This is a genomic window from Caballeronia sp. dw_19, assembly GCF_018449515.1.
Classification (GTDB): Bacteria; Pseudomonadota; Gammaproteobacteria; order Burkholderiales; family Burkholderiaceae; genus Caballeronia.
Map to the genome: position 1 here is coordinate 1 of NZ_JAAVUQ010000152.1, position 218 is coordinate 218.

General features: G+C 55.0%; 1 pseudogene. It reads right to left on the reverse strand.

What is annotated here, in order from left to right:
• Positions 1 to 157: pseudogene (locus HB376_RS40680) on the reverse strand (IS6 family transposase); the annotation flags it as partial.
• Positions 158 to 218 lie beyond the last annotated feature (61 nt).

Consider the following 218-nt stretch of genomic DNA (forward strand, 5'->3'; position numbering starts at 1 on the left):
GATCGACCGACACTGCCCGCTCGGACATCATTTCTTCCAGATGACGCAGACTCAACGGATAGGCGACGTACCAACGTACGCATGTCAGCATTATATCCAGCGGGTAATGCAGCCGTTTTAGCGCCTTGCTCACAGTGGCGTTCGGGGTCTTGGTCATTCGTTACATCGCTCGTCTCGGAACCGACCACCATAGCAGATCGGCTTACTGCGACAGAACC